Here is a 24588-nt window from a genome sequence, read left to right as displayed (position 1 = left end):
GGTTCATCGGACGAGGCAGGGGCGCTTCGGGTCGAAGGCCCAGCCCGGGACGAGGTACTGCATGGCGACGGCGTCGTCCCGCGCGCCGAGCCCGTGCTCCAGGTAGAGCTCGTGCGCCGCGGCCAAGGCGTCGCGGTCCAGCTCGACGCCGAGGCCGGGCGTGGTCGGCACGGCGATCGCGCCGTCCTCGATCCGCAGCGGCGAGCGGGTGAGCGGCTGGCCGTCCTGCCAGATCCAGTGCGTGTCCAGCGCCGTGATCTCACCGGGTGCTGCCGCGCCGACCTGGGTGAACATGGCCAGGGAGATGTCGAAGTGGTTGTTCGAGTGCGAGCCCCAGGTCAGCCCGAAGTCGTCGCACAGCTGCGCGACGCGCACCGAGCCGCGCATGGTCCAGAAGTGCGGGTCGGCCAGCGGGATGTCGACGGCGTTCGAGCGGATGGCGTGCGCCATCTGCCGCCAGTCGGTGGCGATCATGTTGGTCGCCGTGGGCAGGCCGGTGGCCCGCTTGAACTCGGCCATGACCTCGCGGCCGGAGAAGCCGCCCTCGGCTCCGACCGGGTCCTCGGCGTAGGCGAGCACGCCGCCCAGGTCCCGGCAGAGCTCGACCGCCTCGGCGAGCAGCCAGCCTCCGTTGGGATCGAGGGTGATGCGGGCGTCCGGGAAGCGCTCGGCGAGGGCGCGCACCGCGGCGACCTCCTGCTCGCCGGGCAGCACGCCGCCCTTGAGCTTGAAGTCGGAGAAGCCGTACCGGGCCTGCGCGGCCTCGGCGAGGGCGACGACCGCCTCGGGGGTCATCGCCTCGTCGCGGCGCAACCGCTCCCAGTCGTCGGCGGGCTCGGCCTCGGCCAGGTAGGGCAGGTCGGTCGCGTTCCGGTCGCCGACGTAGAAGAGGTAGCCCAGCATCGGCACGCTGTCGCGCTGCTGCCCCTCGCCGAGCAGCTCGGCCACGGGCACGCCCAGGTGCTGACCGAGCAGGTCGAGCAGCGCGGACTCCAGCGCGGTGACCGCGTGGATCGTCGTCCGCAGGTCGAAGGTCTGCAGGCCGCGGCCGCCGGCGTCCCGGTCGGCGAAGGTGGCCGCGACCTCGCGCAGCAACCGGCCGTAGGCCGCGATCGGCTGCCCGGTCAGCAGCGCTCCCGCGTCCTCGACGGTGCGCCGGATGGCTTCCCCGCCCGGCACCTCACCGAGGCCGGTGCGGCCCTCGGAGTCGGTGACGATCGCGATGTTGCGGGTGAAGAAGGGCCCGTGCGCGCCGCTGAGGTTCAGCAGCATGCTGTCGTGCCCCGCGACGGGGACCACCTCGACGGTGGTCACGGTGGGCGTGCGGCCGGTCATGCGGTCCTCCTGGGCAGCGGGGTGTCCGTGGACGGCGAGGTCAGGAGACCTTGTCCACGAGGGCGGCCAGCTCGGCCAGCTCCTCCTCGCGCAGGTCCGTCAGCGGCGGGCGCACCCGCCCGCCGTCGCGGCCCACCGCGGTCAGCCCCGCCTTGACGATCGACACCGCGTAGCCCTTGGTGCGGTCCCGGATGTCGATGTAGGGAAGCACGAAGTCGTTGAGCATCGAGTAGACGGCCGCGTGGTCCTGCGCGCGGACCGCCGCGTAGAAACGCAGCGCGAACTCGGGCAGGAAGTTGTAGAGCGCCGACGAGTAGGTGCTCACCCCCAGCTGGAGCAGCGGCAGCGCGAAGGTCTCGGCCGTGGGCAGGCCGCCGATGTAGATCAGCCGGTCGCCGACCTTGGCGTAGGTGCGGGTCATCTGCTCGATGTCCCCGATGCCGTCCTTGAGGCCGATCAGCGTGGGGTTGCGGTCCGCGAGCTGTGCGACGGTGGTGTCCACGAGCACGGCGTTGGCCCGGCTGTAGACGATGACCCCGAGGTCCGTCGCGCCGCACACGGCGCTGATGTGCTCGACGAGGCCGGCCTGGCTGGCCTCGGTCAGGTAGGGCGGGAAGAGCAGGAGTCCCGAGGCCCCCGCCTCCTTCGCGGCCGTCGCCTGGGCGACCGCCTGCGCGGTGCTGCCGGTCGCCGGCGCGATGACCGGGACCCGGTCCCCCGCCTCCTCCACGGCGATCCGCAGGACGCGGTCGATCTCCTCCGACGTCAGCGAGAAGCCCTCGCCGGTGCCGCCCGCGGCGAACAGCCCGGCGACGTCAAACCCGGCCTGCCAGGCGAGGTGCTCCCGGTACCGCGCCTCGTCGACCCGGAGGTCGGCGTCGAAGTGGGTGACGGGGAAGGAGAGCAGGCCGGACTTCAGACGGTCGGCGAGAGCGTCGGGGGGCAGCAACGTCACGGGGATCAGTCCTCGGGTCCGACGGGTCCGCATGGCGTCCGACGAGGTCGTCGGCTCCACGAGCGGGGGTCGGCGTCACCGTAGGAACGGCGGACGATGCCTGTCCAAGAGTTGTTTCGCATCGCGCGATGCGTTCACGGCATCATGGGGCTGATCAGAACGCGACCGTGCTCCGCTCGAGGAGCTCCAGTACGCGGCGCAGCGCAGGGTTGCGCGACTCCCGCATCCAGAGCAGGTGCAGCTCGACCGGCTCCGGGACCGAGGTCTCCAGCCGGACGAACTCCACGCCCTCGATCGGCAGCCGGGCTGCCGACTCGGGGACGAACGCGAGCCCACGCCCGGCCGCCACCAGCCAGAGCATGGTGAGCACCTGGCTCACGGTGTGGACGGCGTTCTGCGACGCCGCGGGCACCAGGCTCACCACCAGGTCGTAGAAGTACCGCGCCTGCGTGGGCGAGTGCATGATGACCGGCTCCGTGGCGAGGTCCGCGGCCACCGCGTCCCGCCCCAGCGCGGAGAGCCGGTGCCCCGACGGGACGGCGACGAGCAGCGCCTCCCGGTGGAGGAGGCGAGAACCGAACGTGTCGGCGTCGAAGGGCGGCCGGGCGAGCCCGAGGTCGATCTCCTCGTTGAGGAGCGCGGCCACCTGCTCGCGGGTCACCATCTCGTGCAGGTCCAGCCCGATGTCGGGCAGGGCCCGCTCCACCTCGTCGAGCAGCCGGCCCAGCGTGCCGTAGGTGGAGGCGGCCGTGAAGCCGATGCGCACCACACCGTGGGACCCCGACGACACCCGCCGGGCCAGTTCGGGCGCGGTGTCGGCGAGGGAGAGCAGGCGGCGGGCCTCGGCCAGGAACACCTCACCCGCGGCGGTCAGGACCACCCTGCGGTTGTCCCGCTCCAGCAGCTGCGCACCGACGGCCCGCTCGAGCTTCTGGATCTGGCGGCTCAACGGGGGCTGGGTCATCTTCAGCCTGGTGGCCGCGCGGCCGAAGTGCAGCTCCTCGGCGACGGCCAGAAAGCCGCGAAGTTGCTCCAGGGTGAACGCCATGCGCGCAAGGTATCAATCAATGCCGCATTGATCTTGGACACGCATGGATTGCCCTCCATACGCTCCGCTGGTCCGGAGTGACGCCACTCACAGACGCCCACCCGCTGACCGAGGAGATCGACATGAACACCACCTACCGTGCGCGCCGATGGGCGACGACCGGTGCCGGACTCGCACTGGCCCTCTCGCTCGCCGCCTGCGGCGGGAACGTCGGCGGAGGGTCGGGCGCCGAGGGCGAGGACTTCCCCGGCGGTGACCCGATCACGCTGTTCGTGGGCCAGGACCCGGGTGGCAGCACGGACCTGATCGCCCGCGCTCTCGCCGAGGGTGTCTCCGACGAGCTCGGCGTCCCGGTCACCGTGGAGAACAAGCCCGGCGCCAACGGCTCCCTGGCTGCACAGGAGCTCGCCGGCGAGGACCCCGACGGCCACACGCTGATGATCTACAACGGCAGCCTGGCCTACATCACCCCGCTGGCCGTGGGCGAGGGCGAGGCGCCCGACATCGCCGACTACGAGATCGTCACCGGCATCTCCCTGGACGACTACGTCCTCGTGACCGCCCCGTCCTCCGGGTTCACGACGGTCGAGGACCTGGCCGCGGCCGGCCGGCCGATCACGTTCGGTACGACCGGCGTGGGCACCGGCAGCCAGCTGTCGCAGGAGCTGCTCTTCGCCCAGGCCGACATCGACGCCACGGCCGTGCCCTTCGACGGCGGTTCCCCCACGCTGACCGCCGTGCTGGGTGGCCAGGTCGACGTCGGCTCGATCCAGCTCGGTGAGGCCATCGAGCAGATCGAGGCCGGCGAGCTCACCCCCATCGTCACCTTCGCCGAGGAGCGCCCCAGCTACCTGGCCGACACCCCGACCGCCGTCGAGGCGGGGTACGACGTACCGGTCCAGCAGTCCCGTGCGATCTTCGCCCCCGAGGGCACCCCGGACGACGTGCTCGAGACCCTGCGCGAGGCGTTCCAGGTCGCATTCGAGGACGAGGCCTACCAGCAGTTCAACGAGGACAACCAGCTCACGCCGAACGAGCTCGACGGCGAGGAGATCCGCGAGCGGTGGACGAACAACCTGGAGGAGTACCGCGCCGTGGTCGAGGAGTACGGCATCGAGCTCGGTGGCGAGTAGTCCCCGATCCGAGCAGTGACCCAGGACGCGGCACTCACGTCATGAGTGCTCCGAGCGCCATCGAGGAGTGCGCATGACCTCCGCCCACGACGGGTCGACCACCCCGGACAGCCCCGGCGGCCGCACGGCCGCCGGGGCTGTCCCCCCGGGGCACGCCGGAGGAGCATCCCCCGCCGGAGCGCCGGGCGACACCGACCGCCCGCCGTCGACGCTGCACGACCTCGAGGACGCGGCCCACCAGCTCGAGGCCGACGCCGAGCACCGCCCGCCACCGGCCGGCCCGACCACCAATCTCGTCGTCGCCACCCTCGTCGTGGCCCTCGGCGCCGCCGCACTGGTCGGTTCCCTCTCCCTCGGCGCCGGCAGCGCCCGCAACCCGGGCTCGGGCACCTGGCCGATGATCCTGAGCCTCCTGATCGTGGTGCTGGGCGTCGCGCTGGCGATGACCGCCCGCCGCACCACCGACGCCGAGCGCTTCACCCGCGGCTCGTGGCTGGTGCTCGCCGGCCTGGCGACGATGGTGGTCTTCGTGGCCGTCATCGAAGTCATCGGCTTCGAGATCCCGGCAGCCCTGCTCGCCTTCGTCTGGCTCCGCTTCCTGGGCGGCGAGGGCTGGCGCACCTCGGTCGTCACCAGCATCGCAGTGGTGGCCGCCTTCTACCTCATCTTCGTGGCGGCCCTCTCGGTCCCCATCCCGCACCTGTTCTGAAGGAGCGTCCGAGTGGATCTCGCCCCGGTGCTCGACGGCTTCGTCGTCGTCCTGGAACCCACGAACCTGCTCTACTGCCTGATCGGTGTCGTCGTCGGCATGCTCGTCGGCGTGCTGCCCGGCCTCGGGCCCGCCGCCACCATCGCGATCCTGCTGCCGATCACCATCGGCCTCGAGCCGGTCACCTCGGTCATCATGCTGGCCGGCATCTTCTACGGGGCCCAGTACGGCGGCACGATCACCTCCGTCCTGCTCAAGCTCCCCGGCGAGGCGTCGTCGGTGGTCACGGTGTTCGACGGCCACGCACTGGCCCGCCAGGGCAAGGCCGGCACGGCACTGGGCATCGCGGCGATCGGCTCGTTCGTCGGTGGCACGGTGTCGATCGTCGCCCTCTCCTTCCTCGCTCCGGTCGTCGCCGGTTTCGCCCTCGACTTCGGGCCGCCGGAGTACACCGCGCTGGCCCTCCTCGGCATCCTCCTGGTGGCGACCGTCAGCAGCGGCGGCCGGCTCAAGGCGGTCGTCGCCGCCTGCATCGGCCTGCTGCTCGCCACCGTCGGCCGCGACGCCTTCACCGGCGGGGAGCGGTTCACCTTCGGCAACCTGAACCTGGCCGACGGGCTGGACTTCGTGCCGATCGCGATGGGGCTGTTCGGCCTCGGCGAGATCCTCTACAACCTCGAGCAGCGGCACACCGTCGCCCAGGCGCCCGCGAAGGTCGCCAACGTCTGGCCGTCCCGCACGGACCTGCGGCAGTCCTCGGGCGCGATCGGCCGGGGCTCGGTGCTCGGCTTCGTCCTCGGCATCCTGCCGGGCGGCGGCGCCACGCTGTCCTCGCTCGCGGCCTACGCCGTGGAGAAGAAGCGGTCGAAGACGCCGGAGCGGTTCGGCAAGGGCGCGGTCGAAGGGGTGGCGGGGCCGGAGACGGCGAACAACGCCGCCGCGACGTCGTCGTTCATCCCGCTGCTCACGCTCGGCATCCCGGCCAACGCCACCATGGCGGTCATCTTCGGCGCGCTGCTCATCCAGGGCGTCCCGCCCGGCCCGCGGCTCGTGACCGACGAGCCGGAGCTGTTCTGGGGCGTGGTCAACTCGATGTACATCGGCAACATCCTGCTGCTGATCATGAGCATCCCGCTGGTCGGCATCTTCGTGAAGATCCTCCGCGTCCGGCCGGCGATCCTCGCGCCGATCACGGTCCTGATCACGCTGATCGGCGTCTACACCGTCAACAACAGCGCGTTCGACATCGTCCTGGTCATCGTGTTCGGCCTGCTCGGCTACCTGATGAAGAAGGTCGGTTTCGACCCGGGACCCCTGCTGCTCGCCTTCGTCCTCGGCACCCTGCTCGAGGACTCCTTGCGCCGGTCGCTGCTGATCTTCGACGGCGATGCCGTCGGCTTCTTCACCCGGCCCATCTCGGGCACGCTGCTGGTGGTCTTCGTGCTGGTGATCATCGGCCCGATGCTCCGCACCGCCCTCTCCCGTCGGCGACCCGCCGATGACCCGAGCGACACCAAGGAGCTGGTATGACCGTCCTGGTCGGCTACGTGCCCACCCCCGAGGGCGAGGCCGCCTTCGCCGCGGCCCTCGCCGAGGCCCGCCGCCGGGCGGAGCCCCTCGTCGTGCTCAACACCGCGCGCAGCGGCGCGCCGGTGAGTGCGGACGTCGCCCCCGAGGACGCGGTGCGCCGGCTGACCGACCGGGCAGACCAGGCCGGGGTTCCGCTGGAGCTCCGGCAGGAGAGCTACTCGGGCGACGCCGCCGACGAGGTCCTGCGGGTCGCGGCGGAGGTCGACGCCTCGGTGATCGTCATCGGCCTCCGCAGGCGCTCCGCCGTCGGGAAGCTGCTCATGGGCAGCGCGGCCCAGCGCATCCTGCTCGACGCCGATCGCCCGGTGCTCTCGGTGAAGCCCTGAGCCCTGAGCACAGAGCCCTGAGCTCCTGCCCGCCCGCTGCCGGCCCGGGTCCGGCGTGACCGGATAGACACGACCGGTCTCCGCGGATCCTCCCCCGCCGTGCCAGTCTCGACGGCGATGGACGCATGACGGGCCTGGAGATGTGCGCGGTGGCCGCCGCCGGGTTCGCCGCGGGCGGCATCAACGCCGTCGTCGGCTCGGGGACGCTGGTGTCGTTCCCGGTCCTGCTCGCCGTGGGCATCCCGCCGGTGCCGGCCACGATCAGCAACTCCCTCGGCCTGATCGCCGGCAACGCCTCGGGGGCGTTCGGCTACCGCCGCGAGCTGCGCGGGCAGGGCAGGCGGCTGCTCGGGCTGCTGCCCGCCTCGGTCCTCGGCGGCCTCACCGGCGCCTTCCTGCTGCTGCACCTGCCGGCCTCGACGTTCGAGGCGGTCGTGCCGGTGCTCATCGCCCTGGCCGTCACGCTGGTCGCCACGCAGCCCCTGGTCCAGCGCGCCCTGCGGCGCCGGCGCTCCCCGGATGACGTGGAGCAGCCGATCGGCCCGGGCCGCACGGCCGCGCTCTTCGGCGGCGCCTACCTGACCGGCACCTACGGCGGATACTTCGCGGCCAGCCAGGGCGTGCTGCAGATCGGCATCTTCGGCCTGCTGCTGCGCGAGCCGCTGCAGCGGCTCAACGCGCTCAAGAACGTCCTCACGCTCGCGGTGAACACCGTGGCCGCCGGCGCCTACGTCGTCGTCGCCACCGACCGGGTGGTCTGGACGGCGGCCGGACTGCTGGCGGTCGGCTCGCTCGTGGGCGGGTACGTGAGCTCCCGCTACGGGCGGCGGCTGCCCGAGCCGGTGCTGCGGACGGCGATCGTCGTCCTCGGTCTCGTCGCCATCGCGGTGCTGCTGAGCCGGTGAACGTCTGGGAGTTCGCCCTGCTCCTCCTCGCCGGCGTCGGCGCGGGGCTCACCGGCAGCATCGCGGGCCTCGCCTCGCTGATCAGCTATCCCGCCCTGCTGGCCGTGGGCCTGCCGCCGGTGACGGCGAACGTCACCAACACCGCGGCGCTGGTCCTGACCGGCGTCGGCTCGGTGAGCGCATCGCGACCCGAGCTGAGGGGTCAGGGGCGCCGGCTCGTGCCGCTGGCCGTGGCCGCCGTCCTGGGCGGGAGCATCGGGGCGGCGCTGCTGCTCAGCACCCCCACCGAGGCCTTCGAGCGGATCGTGCCCTTCCTCATCGGCGGGGCGGCGCTCACGATCCTGGTGCAGCGCCCCCCGCGCGAGCTCGCCGCCGAGGCCGCCGCCGCCGGCGTCCACCGGCACGGCGACCAGTGGTGGCTGGCGCCCGCCGTCTTCGCCATCTCCATCTACGGCGGCTACTTCGGGGCGGCGGCCGGCGTCCTGATGCTGGCCACCTTCCTGCTCACGACCGGGGAGGGCCTGCCCCGCAGCAACGCCATGCGCAACGTCGTCCTCGGGGTCGCCAACAGCGTCGCGGCGGTCGGCTTCGTGCTCTTCGCCTCGATCGCCTGGTGGGCCGCGCTGCCCCTGGCGATCGGGTTGTTCCTCGGCTCGCTGCTCGGCCCCCGCATCGTGCGGCGGGCGCCCCAGACGGCGCTGCGGCGGGTCATCGCCGTGGCCGGGCTCGGGCTCGCCGTCCACCTGGGCATCGACGCCTACTTCTGATCGGCCGGGCGCGCGTTTCCCGACGTCTCGACGCGGGCCGAGACGTCGGAAAGCGCGCAGTCGGACGAGGGGGGTCAGCCCCGGCCGACGTAGGCGGCGAGCACCAGGACGACGACGCTGCCGAGCATCAGCAGCCGCGCCGGGGTGAGCCCGTTGACCAGCCCGGCGGTCGCCTCCACCCACTGCGGGCGGACGACGGCGTCGCGGGCCTGCTGCCGCACGATGCGCACCTCGTCGGCCAGCAGCGTGCCGGCGGTGCCGAGCATGCTCAAGCCCAGCACCACGAACACGACCGAGAGCCGCTCGTCGTAGCTCTCCGCCGACCCGGCGAGGATCGCGGCGACGATCCCGCCGAGCACGAGGCCGAGCAGCCCACCGGCCACCGGCGCCCACGGCCCCATGATCGTCATCGGGCCACGGCGGGGCATGCGGGGTGCGGGGCGGACCGACACCGGAGCGGTCGGCTGGGCACCCGGCGGCAGGTCCCGGTCGGTCCCGGCCGGCTCCGGCTCCGGCGGGGCCTCCGCCGTGACGGCGTCGGGGGCAGCCACCGTCGGCAGCACGCCGGTGGTAGCCGCCGCATCGGTCTTCGGGGCCGCTCCTGCCTTCGGAGCAGCCGCCGTCTTCGACGCTGCTCCCGCCTTCGCGGCAGCTCCGCCCTTCGGAGCTGCTCCGGTCTTCGACGCCGCCACGGCGCCGCCGGGTCGGACCACCGGGATCTCGGCGGTCCCCGGACCGGTGGACGTGCTTCCGTTGCGTTCACTCATGACTGATCACCTCGCGCGCCACGCTAGGCGCACCGGTCCCACGCGTCCGGGACGCCGCCCCGGCGGACCGTGCACGCAGCGTGATGCCGCGCCGCGCGACCGGCGAGGTCACACCAGCCGGCGGCTGTCCGCGCCGACCACCCGCAGCCACCGGTAGCCGTAGCCGTCGAGCTGGAGCTCCACCCGCCCGCCGTCGCCCACGTCCGTGCTGCCGGCCCGCAGCAGGTCGGCCAGCCGGTGATCGGGGCCGCAGCCCTCCAGGACCAGCGGCACCGTGCGTGGCTCGGAGCTGAGGTTGTGGAGGGCCACCAGCGCCCCGTCGTCCCAGGTGCACAGGTGCGCCAGCACCTCCGGGCACGGGTGCTCCAGCACCTGGAAGCCGCCCCACCCGAGCTCCGGTGACTCCCGGTACCGCCGGATCAGGAGCTTCATGAACGAGAGGAGGGAGTCGGGGTCGTTGCGCTGGTCGGCGACGTTGACGTAGTCCGGCGCGAAGCCACCGTCGACCACCGGACCGGGCAGCTTGCGCGGCTCGGCCGAGGAGAAGCCGCCGTTGCGGCCGGAGGTCCACTGCATCGGCGTCCGGACCGCGAGCCGCCCCTCCGCCTCCAGGTTCTCCCCCATGCCGATCTCCTCCCCGTAGAAGAGCACGGGGGTGCCCGGCAGGGAGAACAGCAGGCTGTAGACCATCCGGACGCGCCGCGGGTCGCCGTCCAGCATCGGCGGCAACCGCCGCGTCAGCCCCCGGCCGTAGACCTGCATGCGCTCCTCGGGCCCGAAGGCGGCGAAGACCTCCTCGCGCTCCTCGTCGGAGAGCTTGTCCAGCGTCAGCTCGTCGTGGTTGCGCACGAATGTGGCCCACTGCGAGTCCGGGTGCAGCGCGGGCCGGGCCTCCAGGGCGGCCGACAGCGGTCCGGCGTCGCCGCGCGCCAGCGCGAGGTAGAGGGCCTGCATGCCGTTGAAGTCGAACTGCATGGTCAGCTCGTCGCCGTCGGCGCCGCCGAAGAACTCCAGCTGCTTCTCGAACGGCAGGTTCACCTCGCCCAGCAGCACGCCGGCGCCGGATCGCCGGTTGACCAGGGAGCGCAGCGAGCGCAGGTACTCGTGCGGCTCGGGGAACGCACCGTCGTCGCCGCCGACGGTCTCCAGGAAGAACGGGACGGCGTCCACGCGGAAGCCGTCCAGGCCCAGCTGCAGCCAGTAGCCCATGACCTTCGCGACCTCGTCGCGCACCCGCGGATTGGCGACGTTCAGGTCGGGCTGCTCCTTGTAGAACTTGTGCAGGTACCACTCCCCCGTCTTCTCCGACAGCGTCCAGATGCCGTCCTCCTGGTCGGGGAAGACGACCTGGTCGGAGGTGTCCGGGGGCGGGTCGGAGCGCCACACGTAGAAGTCGCGGTACGGCGAGTCCTTCGACGACTCCGCCGAGCGGAACCAGGGGTGCTTGCGCGAGGTGTGGTTGACCACGAGGTCGGCGATCACCCGCATGCCGCGGTCCTTGGCCGTGCGCAGGACCTCGACGAAGTCACCGAGGTTCCCCAGCCGCGGGTCGACGCCGTAGAAGTCGGTGATGTCGTAGCCGTCGTCGCGCTCGGCGGTCGGGTAGAAGGGCATCAGCCACAGGCAGGTGACGCCGAGGTCGGCCAGGTGGTCGATCCGCTGCGCAAGGCCCTCGAAGTCGCCGATGCCGTCGCCGTTCCAGTCCATGTAGGTCTCGACGTCGAGGCAGTAGACGACGGCGTTCTTCCACCACAGGTCGCTGGTGTCGGTGATCCTCACGGCGCCGGCACCGGGTCCAGGCGCGGACGGCGGTTCTCGGCCGGTCCGGGTGGATCGATGGCGACCGCCGGTTCCGGGGCGGTGACCCCCAGCTGCGGCAGCACGTGCTCGCCGAACGCGTCGAGGAAGGGCCGCTGCTCCTTGCCGACGTGGTGCAGGTAGATCTCGTCGAAGCCCAGCTCCCGGTACTCCTGCAGCCAGGCGGTGTGCTGCCCCAGGTCGGAGGAGATGCGGACGGCGGCGGCCACGTCCTCGGGGGTCACGTGCTCGCTGGCCTGTTCGAACGCCTCCGGGCTGTCGAGGTCCCAGCACAGCGGCGGGGGGAAGACGTTGCTCCGCCACTGGTCGTGGGCGATGCCCAGGGCCCGGTCGGGGTCGGGATCCCAGGACACGTGCACCTGCAGCACGAGCTTGCCCTGACCCCCGGCGTCCCGGTAGGCGGCGATCATCTCGCGCAGCTTGTCGTGCGGCTGGTTGATGGTGACCAGTCCGTCGGCCCAGTCCGCGCCCTTCCGGGCGGTGGCCACGCTGACCGCCGGTGCGATGAGTGCCGGCTGCTGCTCGGGCAGGGTGTAGATCACCGCCCGGTCGACGGTGACCAGGCCGTCGTGGCTCACCTGCTCGCCGGCGAGCAGCCGGCGGATCACGTCCACGCACTCCCGGAGGCGGGCGTCGCGCACGTCCTTGCGGGGCCACTTGTCGCCGGTGACGTGCTCGTTCATCGCCTCGCCGCTGCCCAGGGCCACCCAGAACCGCCCGGGGAACATCGCGCCCAGCGTCGCGATCGCCTGGGCGACGATCACCGGGTGGTAGCGCTGCCCCGGGGCGTTCACCGCGCCGAAGGGCAGGGACGTCGTGGCCATCGCCGCACCCAGCCAGGACCAGGCGAAGCCGGATTCCCCCTGCCGTGGGTTCCAGGGCGTGAGGTGGTCCGAGCACATGGCGGCGGTGAACCCCACCTCCTCGGCGTGCTGGACCGCCTTCAGCAGCTCTGCGGGGTGGACCTGCTCGTGGGAGTTGTGGAACCCGATCACCGGCATGGGTCATGCCTACCCAGGTCAGGCGGTCCCGGCGACCTCAGGAGAGCCGGGCACCCCTGCGCGGCCCGGCGTCCCCGCGTCACGCGGCGCCGGCAGCCGGCGGGCGGTGTCGACGAGCACGGCGCCCGCCGAGTGGGCCACGAGCCGCTCCGCCGCGTCGGCCTCCAGCGGTGCGTCGAACAGGTAGCCCTGCGCGAGGTCGCACCGCGCCGCGCGCAGCTGGTCGCGCTGGACCTCCAGCTCGACCCCCTCGGCCACGATCTCCAGGTCCAGGGTGCGTCCCAGGTCGATCAGGCCGCGCACGATCGGCGGCAGGTGGGCGCCCTGGATGGTCGCGATGAACGAGCGGTCGATCTTGAGCACGTCGACGGTGAACTGCCGCAGGTAGCTCAGCGAGGAGTACCCCGTCCCGAAGTCGTCGAGCGCCAGTCGCACGCCCAGGGCGCGCAGCGCGGTGAGCCGTTCGGCGGCGGCCTCCGGATCGCGGACGAGGGCGGTCTCGGTGACCTCGAGGACGAGGGCGGACGCCGGGAGCCCGCTGACGGCGAGGGCCTCGGCGATCTGCCCGACCAGCTCGGGCGAGGCCAGCTGCACCGCCGACACGTTGACGGCCATGGTGACGTCCCGGCCGCCGGACAGCCGGCGCCACCGAGCCGCGGCCGTGCACGCCTCGCGCAGCACCCAGGCGCCGATCTCCCCGATCAGGTCCAGGTCCTCGGCCACGGGCACGAAGCGGTCCGGCGGAACCTGGCCGAGCGACGGCGACGTCCAGCGCAGGAGCGCCTCGAAGCCCACGACGGTCGACCCGTCGAGCTCGACGACCGGCTGGTAGACCAGCCGCAGCTCTCCTCCCCCGAGGGCTCCCTGGAGCTCGCGCTCCAGCTCGCGCCGTTCCACGACGGCGGCGCGCATGCTGGGGTCGAACACCACCACCCGTCCGCGGCCCGCCGCCTTGGCGGCGTACATCGCGACGTCGGCGTCCCGGACGAGCGAGTCGCTGGTGGCGCTCTCGTCGCTCACCGCGATCCCGACGCTCCCGGACACGGTCACGACCTGGCTGCCGATGCGGATCGGTCCGCTCAGGGCGGCGAGGACGCGTTCGCCGGCGGCCAGGAGGTCGTCGTCCCCGCTGATCTGGCCGAGGAGGATCGCGAACTCGTCCCCACCGAGCCGGGCCAGCGTGTCCCCCGCACGGACGGTCGCCTGCAGCCGGCCGGCGACCTGCTGCAGGAGGACGTCGCCGGCCTGGTGGCCGAGAGCGTCGTTGACCTCCTTGAACCCGTCCAGGTCGATGAAGACGACGGCGGCCGTGTCGCCGTGCCGGGCGTTGTGGCGCATGGCCTGCTCCACCCGGTCGGCGAACAGCGCGCGGTTGGCCAGGCCGGTCAGGCCGTCGTGGAAGGCCTGGTGCGCCAGGGTCTGCTCGGCGCGCTTGCGCTCGGTGATGTCCGTGGCGTGCACGACGACGCCGCGCACGTCGGGGTCGTCGGTCAGGTCGACCAGGCGCACACCGAGCCACCGGTCCTCACCCCCCGTCCTGCGGGGCAGCTCCGCGCTCACCACGGCGCCGCCCGCATCCAGCGCACGACGGAAGACGGCGCGGCTCTCCGGCAGGTCCAGGCCCGCCCGCGCCATGAGCTCCGAGACCGGGAGGTCCGCCGTCGATTCCGCCTCGAGCAGCGCCGCCAGGGGGCGCTGGTCGCTCAGCAGCCGGCCGGCCCGGTCCACCACGATCACGGCGTCGGAGGAGTTCGCGGCCAGGGTGGCGTAGTAGCGGGCCTGGGAGCGCACCAGCGCACGAGCGGTTGCCTCGGCATGGAGGAGCCGTGCCGTGCGGACGTAGACGAGCAGCACCAGCACGAGAGTGGCGCCGAACATCGACAGCGGCTGCTCGGGCCCGTCGGTGAGATCGTCGACCAGCTCCAGGACCGCGGGCACGAGCAGCGCGCCCAGGCAGATCGCCAGCCGGGCGAAGCCGCCGCTCTCGCGGCCTCCGTCGGCGTCCGGCCGGGCAGGGCTGGGCGTCGCGACGGCGAGGAGGACGGCGCCCAGCAGCCAGCCGCACTCGAGCAACGGGGGGCCGGCTTCGGGATCGGCGACGAGCAGGTATCCGAGGTCGGCGACCAGCCAGCACGCGGCGCCCCCGGCCAGCACGAGCACCCGGGCGTCGCGCCGGCCCTGCCCGGCCACGACCCGGATGACCAGCGCGATGAGCGCGGCGTCCAGGGAGGGGTACAGCGCCCACACCAGGCGGACGGCGAGGGGCTGGGAGCTGTCGCCGAGCGTGTCGGCGAGGGAGAGCTCGCCCATGACCAGCAGTACGGCGACGAAGACGATGACGGCGTCGATCCAGCCATCGACGCGGGCGCGTGACGCCTGACCGGTCGCGCCGGCGATACGGGTGAGCGCGGCGGCCAGGAAGACGTAGCTCGACACGTAGAACACGTCGGCGACGGAGAGGTCCACGTCGGCGCCCCGCCAGACCAGCAGTTGCCACGTGACGTCGCCCGCGGCGCTGGCCGTCAGCCCCAGGGCGATGAGCACCCCGGGCGCGCGGCCGGGCCCCGGTCCGACCAGGAGCCAGGAGGCCACGGCGGCCCCGGCGACCACGAGGAAGTACGAGGTGCCGGCCGCCACCGAACCGGGCAGCAGGACCTGGGCCGCCAGGGCGGCGAGCACGACGACGGGCCAGCCGCGCATGAGCGCCCGCCGGCCCCCTCGTCCTCGGGCTGCCTCACCCATGGCTACCGCCCCCGTCGTTCGTCTCCTCCGGGTCTCGGCGTGCCGCACCGGCTGCTGAAGGCCACGGAGGGTGGTGCGCCCCGATGGGGTGAGCGGTCGGCCCACGGAGCCGGCCCCCCGGCACAGCACACTGGTGCGGTGCTGCCACCGTCCGGGACGCCGGGGACCGACCTGCCGGTCCGTACCGCGCTGCCCGCTCTGGCCGACGCACTCCTGACCCGTGGGAGCGCCGTCCTGGTCGCCCCACCGGGGACGGGGAAGACGACGCTCGTCCCCCTCGCGCTCGCACGGGACCTGCCCGGGCGCATCGTCGTGGCCGAGCCCCGCCGCGTGGCCGCCCGGGCGGCTGCCCGCCGGATGGCCGCGCTCCTGGGCGAGCCCGTGGGCGGCCGGGTGGGCTACAGCGTCCGCGGCGACAGCCGGCGCAGTGCCGCCACCCGGGTCGAGGTGGTCACGACCGGGCTCCTCGTGCGGCGGTTGCAGGCCGACCCGGAGCTGGCCGGGGTCGACGCCGTCGTGCTGGACGAGTGCCACGAGCGCCACCTGGACACCGACCTGGCGCTCGCCTTCGGCCTCGACCTCCGCGGCGCCCTCCGGCCGGAGCTGCGCGTGCTGGCCATGTCGGCCACGGCCCAGGCCGACCGGCTGGCCGCCCTGCTCGGCGGCGACGGCGGGCCCGCTCCCGTGGTCGAGGCCTCCGGGGCGCTGCACGACGTCGACGTGGTGTGGGCGCCGCCGGCCGGCCCGGTCGACCCGCCGCACGGGCTGCGCGTCGACCCGCGGCTGCTCTCCCACGTCGCGGCGACGGTCCGCCGGGCACTGGCGGACCGGACCGGCGACGTGCTGGTCTTCCTCCCCGGCGCCGGGGAGATCGGCACGGTGGCCGGGTCGCTCGGCGGGATCGACGCCGACGTGCTGCCGCTGCACGGCCGGCTTCCGGCGGCCGCGCAGGACGCCGCCCTGCAGCCCGGGCCGCGACGCCGCGTCGTCCTCGCCACGGCGCTCGCGGAGAGCAGCCTCACCGTGCCCGGCGTCCGGGTCGTCGTGGACGCCGGACTCGCCCGGGTGCCGCGGGCCGACCTGTCCCGCGGCCTGGGGTCGCTGGTCACGGTGCGGGCGTCGCGCGCGGCGGTCACCCAGCGGGCCGGCCGCGCCGGTCGGGAGGGTCCCGGCACGGTCTACCGCTGCTGGACCTCCGCCGAGCACGACCGGCTCGCCGCGCACGACGAGCCGGAGGTGGCCGTCGCCGATCTCACCGACTTCGCGCTCGAGCTGGCCTGCTGGGGAGCGCCCGGAGGATCCGGTCTCGCGCTCCTGGATCCGCCGCCGGCGGCGGCGCTGCTCGTCGCGGGGCAGACGCTGCGCAGTCTCGGCGCGGTGGACGACGAGGGACGGGCCACGGCGCGGGGCCGTGCGCTCACCGCCGTCGGCGTGCACCCGCGGCTGGCTCGCGCACTGCTCGATGCGGCTCCCCTGGTGGGACGCCGGCGCGCCGCCGAGGTGGTCGCGATGCTGTCGGCGGACCTCCCCGTCCGCGGCGACGACCTCACCGCGACGTGGCGGGCCCTGCGCTCGGGCACCGACCGGGGGGCGACCGCGCGCTGGCGGGACGAGGTCACCCGGCTCGAGCGATCGGCGGGCGACGTCGCACCACGGCGACCGTCCGGCGACGCGCCGCCCGACGCCCCGCCGCCCGATGATGTGGCGGCCGGGCTGGTGGTCGGACTGGCCCACCCCGAGCGGCTGGCCCGGCGACGCCCGGACGGCACGACGTACCTGATGGCCGCCGGCACCGGGGCCGACCTGCCACCGGGCACCGCGCTCTCCGGCGCTCCGTGGCTGGCGATCGCGGTCGCCGACCGGTCCCCCGGCCGCCGGGACGCCCGGGTCCGCTCGGCCGTCGCCATCGACGAGGCGACCGCGCTGGAGGCCGGCGGCTCGCTGCACACCCACGGCGACGAGGTGACCTGGCGGGACGGCGACGTGCGCAGTGCGCGCGTGGAACGGCTGGGAGCGGTCGTGCTGGCCGAGCGGCCGCTGCCGGACCCCGACCCGGCCGCCCTGGCCGCCGCGGTGGCCGAGGGCCTGCGCCAGGAGGGCCCGGGCCTGCTGACCTGGACGACGGCGGCCCGCCGGCTGCGCGAGCGCCTGGCCGCCGCGCACGCCGGGCTCGGCGGGCCGTGGCCGGCCGTGGACGACGACGCCCTGCTCGCCGCGATCGACGTCTCCGGTGCCCGGCGGCGCGCCGACCTGGCCCGCATCGACGTGACCGCGGCCCTGCGCGCCCTGGTGCCCTGGCAGGTGTCCGGCGACCTCGACACCGTCGTGCCCGACGCGGTGGCGGTCCCGACCGGGTCGCGGATCCGGATCGACTACACCGATCCCACGGTGCCCACGCTCGCGGTGCGGGTCCAGGAGGTGTTCGGCTGGGCCCGGGCCCCGCAGGTGGCGGGACGACCGCTGCGGCTCCAGCTCCTCTCCCCCGCGCACCGGGTGGTGGCGACCACCGCCGACCTCGCCGGTTTCTGGGTCACCGGCTATCCCGCCGTCCGCAGCGAGCTCCGGGGCCGCTATCCCCGGCACCCCTGGCCCGAGGACCCGGCCGCGGCACCGGCCACGAAGCGAGCTTCCCCACGCTCGCGTTCCTGAGACTGCGGGCTCCCGCCGCCCCGGCGAGGATCACCCGGTGACGCGCACACCGACGACGGACGACTGGGGCATCGATGCGAGCTGGCTGGACGCGCTCGACGAGGAGCACGAGGTAGCGCAGGAGACCATCGAGAAGCTCCGCGAGATCATCGGGACGCCCCCAAACGACCTCGAGGACAGGGCGCCGATCGTGGCCCGCCCCGGGGACGCCCTGGAGGTCGACGCGGCGGACGTCATCTGCGAGGACGGCGAGCTCCGGTCGATCGACGGGCACCTCGCCGAGGACTTTCCGCTCGGCTACCACTGGCTGCAGTCCGCCGACGGGCGCCGGCGCCGGCTGATCGTCTCCCCCGGCCGCTGCTGGCTGCCCGAGGAGCGGAGCTGGGGCTGGGCGGTCCAGCTCTACGCCGCCCGGAGCCGGGAGAGCTGGGGCATCGGCGACCTCGGCGACCTGCGCAGCATCCGGCGCATGGCCGCCGACCAGGGCGCCGGCTTCGTGCTCATCAACCCGCTGCACGCCGTCGCTCCGATCGCCGAGCAGGAGGCCAGCCCCTACCTGCCGGCCACCCGGCGGTTCCTCAACCCGATCTACCTGCGGGTTCCCGAGGTGCCCGGTGCCGACGCCGTGGACCTCGAGGAGGAGGCCGGGCGCGCGCTGGGCGACGGCGAGCTCATCGACCGCGACGCGATCTGGGCCCGCAAGCGCGAGGTCCTCATGCGGATCTTCTTCGCCCACGGTGGCGGGGAGGCGTTCGGGCGCTGGCGGGCGGAGCAGGGCCAGCCGCTGCAGGACTGGGCGACCTGGGCGGCGATCAGCGAGGAGCACGGGGCCGACTGGCACACCTGGCCCGAGGAGCTCCGCCGGCCCGGCGGCAAGGCGCTGGACGCCTACGTGGAGCGGCACGGCGCGGTCGTCGCCTTCCACGCCTGGCTGCAGTGGGCTCTCGAGCTGCAGTTCACGGCCGCCACCGACGGCATGACCGTGATCCAGGACCTGCCGATCGGCTTCGCCGGCGGCGGCGCCGACGCGTGGACGTGGCAGGACGTGCTGGCCGACGGCGTGAGCGTCGGCGCTCCCCCGGACGCGTTCAACTCGGCCGGGCAGGACTGGGGGTCTCCCCCGCTGATCCCGTGGCGGTTGCGGGACGCCGACTACGAGCCGTTCGTCCAGTCGATCCGGGCGACCATCGCCGGCGCGGGCGGCCTGCGGATCGACCACGTCATGGGGCTGTTCCGGCTGTGGTGGGTGCCCCGCGACGGCACCGCGGCCGACGGCGCCTACGTCCGCTACCCGGCGGAGGACCTGCTCGACATCGTCGCGCTGGAGAGCCACCGGGCGCAGGCCCTCGTCGTCGGCGAGGACCTCGGCACCGTGGAGGACGGCGTGCGCGAGGCCATGGCCGAGCACGGGGTGCTCTCCTACCGGTTGCTGTGGTTCGAGGACGACGAGCCCGCGACCTGGCCGGCCGAGGCGATGGCCGCGATCACGACGCACGACCTGCCCACGGTCGCCGGGCTGTGGACCGGCGCGGACGTCGAGGAGCAGCGCGAGCAGGGCACCGGGACCGACGAGGAGCTGGAGCGCGGTCGCTCCTCGCTGCTCGCCCACCTGCCGGGCCTGGCCGAGGACGCGACGGCGGACCAGGCGGTGCAGCGGGCGCACGAACTGCTGGCCCAGGCGCCGTCCCTGCTGCTGTCGGCCACGCTGGACGACGCGATCGGGGAGCCCCGCCGCCCCAACATGCCGGGGGCCGGCGACCGGCCCAACTGGTCGCTCCCCCTGCCGGTCCTCGTCGAGGACCTGCCCGGGCACCCGCTGCTCCGTTCCGTCGTCCGCACCCTGGCCGACGGCGTCGCGGGGTCCCGCGGCGACTGAGCCGACCTGGCGGACGCCCCCGGCTCGTCCGCCCTGCCCGACGACCGGAGGCCGGTCCCCGCGACGGGGACCGGCCTCCGGCCGTTCACGGGTGCTGCGGGATCAGTCCGCGAGCTCCCGGCGACGCCGGTTGGCGACCGCGAGGGCGCCACCGGCGGCGGTCAGTGCCAGGCCGAGGGCGACCAGGCCGGAGACCTCGGCACCGGTGTAGGCGAGGCTGCCGCCACCCTTGCCGGAGCCGGAGCCGGAGCCGGAGCCGGAACCCGAACCCGAACCCGAACCCGAGCCGGAGCCCGAACCCGAGCCGTTGCCGGAGCCGGAGCCGTTGCTGGAGCCGTTGCCGGAGCCGTTGCCCTTCCCGGGCTGGTCGCCGTCACCGGAGCCGTTGTCACCGTCACCGTGGTCGCCGTCACCGGAGCCGTTGTCACCGGCGCCGTGGTCGCCGTCACCGGAGCCGTTGTCACCGGAGCCGTTGTCACCGTTGCCGGAGCCGTTGTCACCGTCACCGTCACCGTTGTCGCCGTCACCGTCACCGTTGTCGCCGTCACCGTCACCGTTGTCGCCGTCACCGGAGCCGTTGTCACCGTCACCGTCACCGGAGCCGTTGTCACCGTCGCCGTCGCCGTCGCCGTCACCGGAGCCGTTGTCACCGTCACCGTCACCGGGCGGCGTCTCGCCGTCGGCCAGGGTGACGCGACCGACGTAGTCGGCCGGGTCCAGACCGGGGTTGTCCTCGATGTAGGCCTGGAAGCCCTCGAAGTCGATCAGGCCCGTCTCCTCCGACGTGCCCTCGGCGAACACGGTGAAGTTGTCACCGCCCGAGGCCAGGAAGCTGTTGGTCGCCACCCGGTAGGTCGCGCCCAGGTCGATCGGCTCGCCGGAGATCCGGATGCTGTCGACGATGATGCGCTCACCGGCCGGCTGCTCCGGGTCGTAGGACCAGGTGAGCTCCTCGGACGTCCCCAGGGCGAGGAACGGACGCGAGCTGCCTTCCGGCTGCCACTGCTGCTCGAGGACCTGCACCAGCTGCTCGCCGGTCAGGCTCACCACGATCAGGTCGTTGGCGAACGGCGTCACCGCGTTGGCCTCGGCCAGCGTGATCTCCCCCGGTGCGCCCTCCTCGCCGTAGAGCAGGTCGGCGCGCAGCCCACCAGGGTTGACCAGACCGAGGTCGGCCGGCGCACCCGCGGACAGCTCCGTGCCGTAGACGTAGGAGTCGGCGACCAGGCCGCCGATCGCCGAGTACGAACCCCGGTCCTCGGTGCCGTCGGCGGTGAAGGCCCGCGTGATGTCGGCGACCAGCGAGCCGATGACCTCGCTGCCCACCTCGTCGGCGAAGGCCTCCGCCTCGGCGACGGTCTCGGCGACCTCGGCGACCCGCGGGTACGCGGCGACGAGGTCCTCCTCCGACCGCTCGGTGAGCTCCAGGTTCTCGACCTCGAAGTCGGTCACCTCGTCGGTGACCTCGTCGAAGGTCAGCGAGATGCGGCCGAGCAGCTCGCCGTAGGACTCGCTCTGGATGACCGGACGGGTCTCCCCGCCGGTGCCCACCGGCGCCTCCCACGCGAAGGTCCGGTGGGTGTGGCCGCTGAAGATGGCGTCCACGTCGGCGCTCACGTCGCGGAGGATCTCGCCGAACGCGGTGTCCGCGGCCCGCTCCTCCGCCAGGTCGTTGCCGGGGGGACCCTCGTGAGCGAGCAGGACGATCACGTCGGCCTCGTCGCCCATGCCGTCGGTCAGCTCGCCGGCCACCCGGTTCGCGGCCTCGGTCGGGTTGCCGAAGGTGATGCCCTCGATGCCCGCCGGCGAGACCAGGGAGCTGGTCTCCTCGGTGACCACGCCGATGAAGGCGACCGAGACACCGGCCGCGTCCACGAGGGCGTACTCCGGCAGCGCGGGCTCACCGTTGTCCAGGTAGACGTTGGCACCGAGGTAGGGGAAGTCGGCCAGGCCGCTCGCCCCGTCCACGCCGACCCGGTTCATCAGGTCCTCGAAGCCGCGGTCGAACTCGTGGTTGCCGACCGTGGAGACGTCGAGCCCCATCTCGTTGAGCACCTCGAGCGTCGGCTCGTCCTGCTGGACGGAGCTGACGAACGGCGAGGCGCCGATGTTGTCACCGGCCGAGACCACGATCGTCGCGTCGACGTCGTCGCGCTCCCGCTGCTCCTCGACGGTGCCCGCGAGCGCGACCGCCTGGCCGAGCCGGCCGTGGAAGTCGTTGAACCCGAGCAGCTGGATGAGGGTGGTGCCGTCGTCCACGATCGGGCCCTCGCCGTCGCCCAGGTCGAGGCCGACGAGGAGCGGGTCGTGGTCGCTGGACCGGAACTCGTGCTCCGCGTACAGGGCCGGGTTCCAGTCGTACTGGTAGGCGATGGACTCCACCGAGTTGATGTTCCAGTGGACGAGGTCGGTCACCTTGGCCGTCAGGCTGTCGGTGGACATCGCGTGGTCCAGCGAACCGGACAGGTCGTCGTAGACGTAGCTGTACCGGCCCTCGTCGTACACCGTGCCCAGGTCGGTCAGGCCTGCCGCCTCTAGGGCCAGGATCGGGTCCTCCTCCGAGTAGGCGTTCAGGTCGCCCAGGACCATCACGTCGTCGTCCTCGGTGCCGGCCTGCAGCGACTCGACGAAGGCGGCGAGGGACTGCGCCTGACGGGTGCGGTCGCCGTTGTAGGCGCCCTGCCCGCTGTCGACGTTGTCGCCGCTGGCGCCGCTGGAGCCCTTGGACTTCAGGTGGTTGGCGACGACGGTGAACGTGTCGCCCTCCGCCTCGAAGGTCTGCGCGATGGGCTCACGGGCGTTGTCGAAGTTCGCCTCGTCGACCAGGCCCACGGAGTCGCCGACCGGGGTGACGGCGGCGGGCTGGTAGATGATCGCGTTCCGGATGACGTCGCGGTCGACGCCGTACAGCTCCTCCGGGAACGGGACGAAGGCCCACTTGTCCGCGACGCCGGCGGCGGTGTTCAGCCGGCCGACCAGCTCTGCGAGCGCCGCGTCGGCGTTGCCCGCGGCGTAGCCGGTGGAGTCGGTGTCCTCGATCTCCATGAGCGCCAGCACGTCGGCGTCCATCTCGTTGATCGCCGTGACGATCTTCGCGGCCTGCTCCTCGAACTCCGCGGCGTTGTCGGCGCCGCGGGCGGTCGAGCTGTCGCCGAAGGTGAGGAAGTAGTTCAGCACGTTGAACGCGCCGACCTGGATGTCGCCGCCCACCGGCTCCGGGGAGTCCGGCCGAGTGTTCTGCGGGGCGAAGACGCCCTCGGCGGTGCCGTCGGCGGGGAAGAGCCGCCACCGGTCGAAGCCGTAGCCCATGACCAGCGGCTCGGTGAAGTCCAGCACGTCGCCGACCCGGACCGGGGTCTCCGGGGTCAGGTAGGGGGCGGTCTCGGCGCTGCCCCGGCCCGCGACCGCGTCGTCCAGGACGATCTGGCGCCGCTCGTTCTCGGCCGCGACGGCGTCGGCCGCCGCACCCGGACGAGCCACCTCGGTCGGCTGCACGAGCACGCCGCCCGAGGAGAGGGTGAGGTCGCCGTAGGAGACCAGGTCGTACACCTCGCTGACCGTCAGGTCCTCGACGGGCGCGACGTGCATGCCCTCCAGCGCCTCGCGGTCCTCCTCGTCGGCGGGAAGGACGAGTCCCGTGGGAGCGGGCAGGTCGGCAACGCCGCCGTCGGCACAGACGGTGACGGCGGGCGAGCCCGCGATCTGGGTCTGGGTGTAGAACTCGCCCGCGGTGCCGCTCACGGCGACGGTGTCACCGAGGTCGACCGGGGTGGTGCTGTAGACGAAGACGCCGTCGGAGGTGGCGGGGTCGCCGTCACCCGCGTCCTGGAGGAAGAAGCCGTCCAGCGAGGTCTGGAGGTCGCCCACGACCGTGCCGCGCACGGTGACGGACTGACCGTCCACGGGCGTGGTCGCGCCGGAGCCCTGGACCTCCCCGACCGCGTGGGTCGGCTCGGCGTCGCAGGCGTCCCCGGGCGTACCGCCGTCACCGGGGGTCTCGCCACCGTCTCCCGGCGTCTCGCCACCGTCGCCCGGAGTCTCGCCACCGTCACCGGGCGTCTCGCCACCGTCACCGGGCGTCTCGCCACCGTCGTCGGGGGTCTCACCGCCGGCCGGACTGTTGAGCGCACCTGGCGACGCGGTCCCCGACTGCCACGTCAGCGTGTCGGTGGCCGGGTCGTAGATCCGGAGCAGGGACTGGTCGGCGGCCTGGGAGCCGGTCTGCGCCACGCCGATGTCGGTGCTCTCGAGACCGCCGACGGTCATCGTGCCCTCGTAGGACAGGAACTCCAGGACGTTGCCCTCGGCGTCGACGAGGGCGAGGCCGTCGGGTGCACCGTTCTGGATGCCGGTGAACTCGACGTGGGCGACGGCGGATCCGTCCGCCGGGGCGGTCACCGGAGGCAGGGCCACGCGGCCGTACTCGGTGTTGTTGCTGCCGTTGTAGAAGACGACGGACAGGCCGGCCGACGTGGTGCCCCGAGGCAGCTCCACCTCGACGAACTCTCCGCTGTCGGCGCCCGGCGGGTCGTAGTTCAGCTCGCTGATGAACGGGGCGGCGGGCGGTTCGGCCGAGGCGAGCGCGGGCATGCCGACGACTGCCATGGAGACAGCGGCGGTGCCGATGGCGGCGCGACGTCCGAGGGCACGTGCGGTGCCTGATCGCCGTGCGGTGCCGAGGATTTCGGGCACGCGTGGATCCTTCCGAGTGGCTGGGTTGCGGCGTCACTGAGTGACGGCGGCGGACGCTAGGGAGCGATTCCGACAGCCAGATGACGAAACGGTCACGCTGCCCTCCCGGGGGCGTGTCGGTGTCCACCCTCGCCCCGGCGAAGTGCATCGGACCGCACACGGAGCGTGGTGACGCCACCGGGCGGACGGGTTCCGCATAGGGCGCCCGCCACCGGGCGGCCACCCGAGATCCGGTGTCCTCCGCCACAGTTCCGGCGTCCTCGACTGTTCACCTC

16 protein-coding genes are annotated in these 24588 nt (G+C 73.4%); 8 read left to right on the top strand and 8 right to left on the bottom strand.

Features of this window, described 5'->3' with window-relative positions; genetic code table 11:
- Positions 1–3 precede the first annotated feature (3 nt).
- The 3 genes from ACI793_RS07210 to ACI793_RS07200 all read right to left on the bottom strand — a co-directional run bounded on the left by ACI793_RS07210 (position 4) and on the right by ACI793_RS07200 (position 3338).
- Entirely contained in the window at positions 4–1335 is a 1332-nt protein-coding gene (locus ACI793_RS07210) for an enolase C-terminal domain-like protein (protein ID WP_456605691.1), read from the bottom strand.
- 40 nt (positions 1336–1375) lie between these two features.
- A complete protein-coding gene (gene kdgD / locus ACI793_RS07205) occupies positions 1376–2290 on the bottom strand; it encodes a 5-dehydro-4-deoxyglucarate dehydratase (protein WP_456605690.1) in 915 nt (304 codons plus the stop codon).
- A gap of 154 nt (positions 2291–2444) precedes the next feature.
- On the bottom strand, positions 2445–3338 hold the full coding sequence (locus ACI793_RS07200; protein WP_456605689.1) for a LysR substrate-binding domain-containing protein: 894 nt from the start codon (positions 3336–3338) through the stop codon (positions 2445–2447).
- Positions 3339–3415: 77 nt separating this feature from the next.
- On the opposite strand from ACI793_RS07200, the gene ACI793_RS07195 reads away from it, so the two are divergent.
- The 6 genes from ACI793_RS07195 to ACI793_RS07170 all read left to right on the top strand — a co-directional run bounded on the left by ACI793_RS07195 (position 3416) and on the right by ACI793_RS07170 (position 8768).
- A complete protein-coding gene (locus tag ACI793_RS07195) occupies positions 3416–4471 on the top strand; it encodes a Bug family tripartite tricarboxylate transporter substrate binding protein (RefSeq protein WP_456605688.1) in 1056 nt (351 codons plus the stop codon).
- Positions 4472–4544: 73 nt separating this feature from the next.
- Positions 4545–5180, top strand: a complete 636-nt coding sequence (locus tag ACI793_RS07190) for a tripartite tricarboxylate transporter TctB family protein (RefSeq protein WP_456605687.1) — start codon at positions 4545–4547, stop codon at positions 5178–5180.
- Positions 5181–5192: 12 nt separating this feature from the next.
- The gene (locus ACI793_RS07185; protein ID WP_456605686.1) at positions 5193–6710 is read left to right on the top strand and encodes a tripartite tricarboxylate transporter permease; all 1518 of its coding nucleotides are present in this window, start codon (positions 5193–5195) and stop codon (positions 6708–6710) included.
- The gene (locus ACI793_RS07180) at positions 6707–7096 is read left to right on the top strand and encodes a universal stress protein (protein ID WP_456605685.1); all 390 of its coding nucleotides are present in this window, start codon (positions 6707–6709) and stop codon (positions 7094–7096) included. Before ACI793_RS07185 ends, ACI793_RS07180 begins: the two co-directional genes overlap by 4 nt.
- 125 nt (positions 7097–7221) lie before the next feature.
- Positions 7222–8001, top strand: a complete 780-nt coding sequence (locus tag ACI793_RS07175; RefSeq protein ID WP_456605684.1) for a sulfite exporter TauE/SafE family protein — start codon at positions 7222–7224, stop codon at positions 7999–8001.
- Positions 7998–8768 carry a sulfite exporter TauE/SafE family protein gene (locus ACI793_RS07170; RefSeq protein ID WP_456605683.1) on the top strand — a complete coding sequence of 257 codons (771 nt, stop codon included), beginning with the start codon at positions 7998–8000 and terminating at the stop codon, positions 8766–8768. The genes ACI793_RS07175 and ACI793_RS07170 overlap by 4 nt, the downstream gene beginning before the upstream one ends.
- A gap of 74 nt (positions 8769–8842) precedes the next feature.
- On the opposite strand, the gene ACI793_RS07165 is transcribed toward ACI793_RS07170, so the two are convergent.
- From ACI793_RS07165 to ACI793_RS07150, 4 genes are all read right to left on the bottom strand, one after another.
- Positions 8843–9535: a hypothetical protein gene (locus ACI793_RS07165; RefSeq protein WP_456605682.1), complete on the bottom strand. Its 693-nt coding sequence runs from the start codon at positions 9533–9535 to the stop codon at positions 8843–8845.
- 108 nt (positions 9536–9643) lie between these two features.
- Positions 9644–11314 (bottom strand): alpha-amylase family protein, encoded by a 1671-nt coding sequence (locus ACI793_RS07160; RefSeq protein ID WP_456605681.1) that lies wholly within the window; start codon positions 11312–11314, stop codon positions 9644–9646.
- Entirely contained in the window at positions 11311–12354 is a 1044-nt protein-coding gene (locus tag ACI793_RS07155) for a TIGR03885 family FMN-dependent LLM class oxidoreductase (protein ID WP_456605680.1), read from the bottom strand. Before ACI793_RS07155 ends, ACI793_RS07160 begins: the two co-directional genes overlap by 4 nt.
- A gap of 18 nt (positions 12355–12372) precedes the next feature.
- Positions 12373–15054 carry a putative bifunctional diguanylate cyclase/phosphodiesterase gene (locus ACI793_RS07150; protein ID WP_456605679.1) on the bottom strand — a complete coding sequence of 894 codons (2682 nt, stop codon included), beginning with the start codon at positions 15052–15054 and terminating at the stop codon, positions 12373–12375.
- A 180-nt stretch (positions 15055–15234) separates the two neighbouring features.
- Between ACI793_RS07150 and hrpB the strand changes: the two genes are divergently transcribed.
- Both hrpB and malQ read left to right on the top strand, forming a co-directional pair.
- Entirely contained in the window at positions 15235–17745 is a 2511-nt protein-coding gene (hrpB, locus tag ACI793_RS07145; RefSeq protein ID WP_456605678.1) for an ATP-dependent helicase HrpB, read from the top strand.
- Between the two features lie 37 nt (positions 17746–17782).
- Positions 17783–19621, top strand: coding sequence for a 4-alpha-glucanotransferase (malQ, locus tag ACI793_RS07140; RefSeq protein ID WP_456605677.1), 1839 nt, complete (start codon positions 17783–17785; stop codon positions 19619–19621).
- 102 nt (positions 19622–19723) lie between these two features.
- Here malQ and ACI793_RS07135 read toward each other — a convergent pair whose 3' ends face one another.
- On the bottom strand, positions 19724–24226 hold the full coding sequence (locus tag ACI793_RS07135; RefSeq protein ID WP_456605676.1) for an ExeM/NucH family extracellular endonuclease: 4503 nt from the start codon (positions 24224–24226) through the stop codon (positions 19724–19726).
- Positions 24227–24588: the final 362 nt, after the last annotated feature.

The organism is Blastococcus sp. SYSU DS0617 (genome assembly GCF_054051075.1).
The sequence above is the reverse complement of the archived record's forward strand: the minus strand, read 5'-3'. Positions and strand labels throughout refer to the sequence as shown.